Raw genomic sequence first — 4,720 nt, forward strand, 5'->3', positions numbered from 1 at the left:
CGAGGGCTTCCGTCCGGCACGCCGAGAGCACGCACCGAACGCCGCCCGGCCCGCCCTCCGGGCGGACGACGGGACTTTCGCAACACGCCCTAGCGGGGCGTCACAGGTACTTCTTCAGCTCCCGGCGGGCCAGCGAGCGCTGGTGGACCTCGTCCGGTCCGTCGGCGATCATCAGCGTGCGCGCGCCCGCGTACAGCTCGGCGAGCGGGAAGTCCTGGCTGAGGCCGCCCGCGCCGTGCAGCTGGATCGCCCGGTCGATGATGTCGACGACCGCGCGGGGCGTGGCGATCTTGATGGACTGGATCTCGGTGTGGGCGCCCTTGTTGCCGACCGTGTCCATCAGCCAGGCCGTCTTCAGGACCAGCAGCCGCAGCTGCTCGACCTGCACGCGCGCGTCGGCGATCCAGTTGTGCACCACGCCCTGCTGGGCCAGCGCCTTGCCGAAGGCCGTCCGGGAGACCGCCCGCCGGCACATCAGCTCGATCGCCCGCTCGGCCATCCCGATCAGCCGCATGCAGTGGTGGATCCGGCCCGGACCGAGCCGCGCCTGGGCGATGGCGAAGCCGCCGCCCTCCTCGCCGATCAGGTTCGAGACGGGCACGCGCGCGTGGTCGAAGACCACCTCGGCGTGGCCGCCGTGGTAGTGGTCCTCGTAGCCGAACACCTGCATGGCGCGCTTCACGGTCACGCCCGGGGTGTCCCGCGGGACCAGGATCATGGACTGCTGGCGGCGGATGTCCGCGCCGTCCGGGTCCGTCTTGCCCATCACGATGAAGATCTTGCAGTCCGGGTTCATCGCCCCGGAGATGTACCACTTGCGGCCGGTGACGACGTACTCGTCTGTGCCGTCCGAGGACCGCTCGATGTACGTCGTGATGTTCGTGGCGTCCGAGGAGGCCACCTCCGGCTCGGTCATCGCGAACGCGGAGCGGATCTCACCGGCGAGGAGCGGCTCCAGCCACTGCTTCTTCTGCTGCTCGTCCCCGAACTGCGACAGCACCTCCATGTTGCCGGTGTCCGGCGCCGCGCAGTTCAGCGCGGTGGGCGCGAGCTGCGGGGAGCGGCCGGTGATCTCGGCCAGCGGCGCGTACTGGAGGTTGGTGAGCCCCGCGCCGTACTCGGAGTCCGGCAGGAAGAGGTTCCACAGGCCCTGCCTGCGCGCCTCCGCCTTCAGCTCCTCCACCACGGCCGGGGTGTCCCACGGCGAGGCCAGCTGCGCGCGCTGCTCCTCCGCGACCGCCTCGGCCGGGTAGACGTACTCGTCCATGAAGGCGAGCAGCTTGGCGCGCAGCTCCTCGGTGCGTGCGTCGAACGCGAAGTCCATGTCCGGTCAGCCTTCCTGAAGCGTCGTGAGACCGTGCTGGATGAAGACGGGCACCAGGTCGCCGATGCGGTCGAAACCGCGGCCGACCGTCTGGCCCAGGGTGTAGCGGTAGTGGATGCCCTCCAGGATCACGGCGAGCTTGAACCAGGCGAACGCCGTGTACCAGGAGACCGCCGAGACGTCCCGCCCGGAGCGCTCGGCGTAGCGCGCGACCAGTTCGGCCGGATCCGGGTGGCCCGGGGCCTCGGCGGTGGTGGAGACGGGGGAGTCCGGCGCGCCCAGCGGCAGGCTGTACATCACCAGCAGGCCCAGGTCGGTGAGCGGGTCGCCGAGGGTCGACATCTCCCAGTCGAGGATCGCCTTGATCCGGTCGTCCGCGCCGATCAGGACGTTGTCGAGCCGGTAGTCGCCGTGGATCACCGTCGCCGTGGGGGAGTCCGGCAGGGCACGCCCGAGCGCCGCGTGCAGCTCGTCGATGCCGGCCAGCTCGCGGTTGCGGGAGGCGTCCAGCTGCTTGCCCCAGCGGCGCAGCTGGCGGTCCAGGAAGCCCTCGGGGCGGCCGAAGTCCGCGAGACCCACCTCGGCGGGGTCCACCGCGTGCAGCTCCACGAGGGTGTCGACGAGCGCGAGCACCGCGTCCCGGGTGCGCGTGGGGCCGAGGGGGGCGAGCTGTTCGGCCGTGCGATAGGGGGTGCCCTCCACGAACTCCATGACGTAGAACGGCGACCCGAGCACGTCCTCGTCCTCGCAGAGCAGCACGGGACGCGGCACGGGTACGTTCGTCGGATGCAGGGCGCTGATCACGCGGTGCTCGCGCTTCATGTCGTGCGCGGTGGCGAGGACATGGCCGAGCGGGGGGCGTCGTACGACCCACTTCGAGGTGCCGTCCGAGACCGCGTACGTGAGGTTGGACCGTCCGCCCTCGATCAGCCGGCCGGTCAGGGGGCCGCCCACCAGGCCGGGTCGCTCGCGGTCGAGCAGGCCGCGCAGCCGGTCGAGATCGAGTCCGGGCGGATGGTCGGGGGTCATCGGGGCTCCTTGCGCGCGCGTGGACTGGGTCAGACCATCATGCCGACTGGTCGGTATGTAGTCCAGAGGGGCGGGGCGACGTGATCCGGCCCACGATAGGCCGACAGCTCCCCGCGTGCGTACCGCGGGGAGCTGTCGGCGTCGGTTCCCGGTCGGGTCAGTGGTCGTCCCAGTGCCCGTCGTGGGCGGCGTGCCGGTGGCCGTCGTGCAGGTAGTCGACGTGGTCGCCGTGCAGCACGCTGTCGTGTCCGCAGTCCTGGCCGTGCGCGTGCGCGTGGCCGTCGTGCGCGACGTGTCCGTCGGCCTCGCACTCGTCCCAGTGGCCGTCGTGCGCGCGGTGCAGGTGGCCGTCGTGCGCGTAGTCGACGTGGTCCTGGTGCGGCACCTCGGCGTGCCCGCAGCCCGGTCCGTGGCTGTGCGTGTGGGAGGCGTGTTCGTGGTGGAGGGTGGTCATGGTGCTCACCTTCGGAGGGGCGGGTGATGACGTCGGACAGGTTGCCACGCGAAGGGGGCGTTTCGGCCCATTCGCGACTGCGTGGCGCCCCGGCGTCCGGGGGGTGGGACCCCGTGAGGCCATCACCTGTCGACGGTACGGCGCTCCGCCGCGCCCCGCGCTCCCGCCGCCCTCACATCACCAGCACCGTCCCGCACACCGCCATCGCCACGGTCGCCAGTACGGCGGCCGTCGCCTGTCGGGGGGCGAGCGGCGGTGGGCTGTCCGCCGTCGCCAGGGTGCGGATACGGCGGTGGGCCAGATACAGGAACCCGAGCCACAGGCCGCAGCACAGGGCACAGGCGACGAGGCCCGCGGGGGAGGCGCCCCCGTGCAGGGCCGTCTTCACGGCGAGGACCGCGGAGACGGTGCCGGAGAGCGTCGTACGACGCCAGGCGAGCCGGGTCCGCTCGGGTTGGAGCCCTGGGTCGCGTTCCGCGACGACGCCCACGCCGACGGGGTCGGCTTCGGTCGGGGCTCCGGTCACCGGGTCGCCTTCCGCGGGGTCGGCTTCGGTCGGGGCTCCGGTTGCCGGGGTGCCTTTCGCGGGGTCGGCTTCGGTCGGGGCTTCGGTTGCCGGGGTGCCTTTGGCCGGGACGCCCGCGCGCACCGGATCGCCTTCCGGCGCGGCGCCCGAACTCACCGGGTCGTCCGCCGCCGCGCCCCCGCTCACCCCTCCCACCCGAGCAGCACCACCGCCACCATCGCGACGGCCACCACCGCGACCACCAGGCTCAGTACCGCCGGGAAGCGGGACGCCGGGAGGTCGTCGCCGCGGCGCATGGCCCGTTCGCAGCGCACCCAGTGGTTGACCGCCCGCAGCGAGCACAGCACGCCCGCCGCGAGCAGCGCGAGCGCCAGCCCGACCCGCCATCCCCACCGCAGGTCGGGAAGGAACTGGTCCACGGCGAAGCCCCCGCCGATCAGCGCGAGCGCGGTGCGCAGCCAGGCCAGGAAGGTCCGCTCGTTCGCCAGCGAGAACCGGTAGTCGGGGGTCTGTCCCTCCCGCCGGACCTCCTGGGGGGCGAACCACAGACGGACGTTCTGTACGAAACCGATCACGCCAAGGACCCTATCCGGCCCTTTCTCACGCTCCGGCGGCGCCCGACCGGTACGCCCTCAGCCGCTCGTACGCGGCGAGCCCGTCCGGCACCCACTCCCACTCCGCGAGGCGCCGCTGGACCTCGTCCTCGGTCAGGAAGTCGTGCCAGGCCACCTCCTCCACCTGCGGGGAGACGGGGAGGTCGCAGCGGACCTCGTACACCGCGGACCACCAGGTCCGCCCCGCGCCGTCGTCGTAGAGGAACTTGAAGAGGTACGACGGCTGCGGCAGCCCCGTCACGCCCAGCTCCTCCTCGGCTTCCCGGAGTGCCGCGTCGTCGTAGGCCTCGCCCGCGCCGACGACTCCGCCGACGAACATGTCGTACAGCGAGGGGAAGACCAGCTTGGTGGGCGTGCGCCGGTGCACGAAGAGCCGGCCCTCGGCGTCCCGGGCCTGGACGAAGACGCACCGGTGACGCAGCCCTTCGGCGTACGCCTCGCCCCGGGGCGACTGCCCCACCACCCGGTCGTACTCGTCGACGATGTCGAGAATCTCGTCAGCAGCGCTCATACCCCCATCCAAGCAGCAGGTGAGGACCGGCGATCAGGCCGACGAGGAGCACCCCCGAACAAACTCTCCAACTCCGCCCAGCTCCCTGTCTCCGTGCGCCAGGCACCCCGGCTCCGCCCGCCCAGCTCCCTGTCTCCGTGCGCCAGGTTCCCTTGCTCCGTCCGCTCAGCTCCCTGTCTCCGTGCGCCAGGTTCCCTTGCTCCGTCCGCTCAGCTCCCTGTCTCCGTGCGCCAGGTTCCCTTGCTCCGTCCGCTCAGCTCCC

6 protein-coding genes are annotated in these 4,720 nt (G+C 72.2%); all 6 read right to left on the minus strand.

Annotation, left to right across the window (positions count from 1 at the left end; all coding sequences use genetic code 11):
• Positions 1-100: 100 nt before the first annotated feature.
• Positions 101-1,324: an acyl-CoA dehydrogenase family protein gene (locus tag ABZ896_RS13125; protein ID WP_360926555.1), complete on the minus strand. Its 1,224-nt coding sequence runs from the start codon at positions 1,322-1,324 to the stop codon at positions 101-103.
• 6 nt (positions 1,325-1,330) lie between these two features.
• Positions 1,331-2,353: a phosphotransferase family protein gene (locus tag ABZ896_RS13130; protein WP_360926558.1), complete on the minus strand. Its 1,023-nt coding sequence runs from the start codon at positions 2,351-2,353 to the stop codon at positions 1,331-1,333.
• A gap of 157 nt (positions 2,354-2,510) precedes the next feature.
• A complete protein-coding gene (locus ABZ896_RS13135; protein WP_360926561.1) occupies positions 2,511-2,807 on the minus strand; it encodes a hypothetical protein in 297 nt (98 codons plus the stop codon).
• Positions 2,808-2,979: 172 nt separating this feature from the next.
• A complete protein-coding gene (locus ABZ896_RS13140; protein ID WP_360926768.1) occupies positions 2,980-3,297 on the minus strand; it encodes a DUF202 domain-containing protein in 318 nt (105 codons plus the stop codon).
• A 218-nt stretch (positions 3,298-3,515) separates the two neighbouring features.
• A complete protein-coding gene (locus tag ABZ896_RS13145) occupies positions 3,516-3,908 on the minus strand; it encodes a DUF202 domain-containing protein (protein ID WP_360926564.1) in 393 nt (130 codons plus the stop codon).
• A gap of 25 nt (positions 3,909-3,933) precedes the next feature.
• Positions 3,934-4,458 (minus strand): NUDIX domain-containing protein, encoded by a 525-nt coding sequence (locus ABZ896_RS13150; protein WP_360926567.1) that lies wholly within the window; start codon positions 4,456-4,458, stop codon positions 3,934-3,936.
• Positions 4,459-4,720: the final 262 nt, after the last annotated feature.

Source organism: Streptomyces sp. NPDC047072 (genome assembly GCF_040643855.1).
In the GTDB taxonomy this organism is placed as follows: domain Bacteria; phylum Actinomycetota; class Actinomycetes; order Streptomycetales; family Streptomycetaceae; genus Streptomyces.

Excerpts from the sequence above, each read along its gene's own strand:
- ABZ896_RS13130 (WP_360926558.1), bottom strand. The coding sequence starts at position 2,353 with ATGACCCCCGACCATCCGCCCGGACTCGATCTCGACCGGCTGCGCGGC.
- ABZ896_RS13150 (WP_360926567.1), bottom strand. The coding sequence starts at position 4,458 with ATGAGCGCTGCTGACGAGATTCTCGACATCGTCGACGAGTACGACCGG.
- ABZ896_RS13135 (WP_360926561.1), bottom strand. The coding sequence starts at position 2,807 with ATGACCACCCTCCACCACGAACACGCCTCCCACACGCACAGCCACGGA.
- ABZ896_RS13125 (WP_360926555.1), bottom strand. The coding sequence starts at position 1,324 with ATGGACTTCGCGTTCGACGCACGCACCGAGGAGCTGCGCGCCAAGCTG.